Origin of the sequence: Psychrobacter sp. 16-MNA-CIBAN-0192 (assembly GCF_040309565.1) — a bacterium.
In the GTDB taxonomy this organism is placed as follows: Bacteria; Pseudomonadota; Gammaproteobacteria; order Pseudomonadales; family Moraxellaceae; genus Psychrobacter.
Genome location: NZ_JBEOOX010000674.1, coordinates 1 through 240 on the forward strand (window position 1 = coordinate 1; position 240 = coordinate 240).

The 240-nt window shown below is 43.8% G+C and carries 1 protein-coding gene; it reads left to right on the forward strand.

What is annotated here, in order from left to right:
* The coding region (locus tag AAEY78_RS14810; RefSeq protein ID WP_352340238.1) for a DnaJ C-terminal domain-containing protein at positions 1–240 on the forward strand (240 nt) is incomplete at both ends.

Here is a 240-nt window from a genome sequence, read left to right on the forward strand (position 1 = left end):
GTATTAAGCTAAACGTCCCTGTGCGTCAGCCCAACGGCAGCGTCGATTATGACAATAAAACCCTAAAAATTAAAATCCCCAAAGGTATCACTGATGGCAAGCAAATTCGCTTAACAGGACAAGGTGCTGCTGGCGGTGGTAGTGGTAAAAATGGCGATTTATTCTTAAAAGTTAAGATTCGCCATGCAGCCAATATCCGTATCGAAGGCGCGAATGTTTATCAGACGGTAAATATAGCCC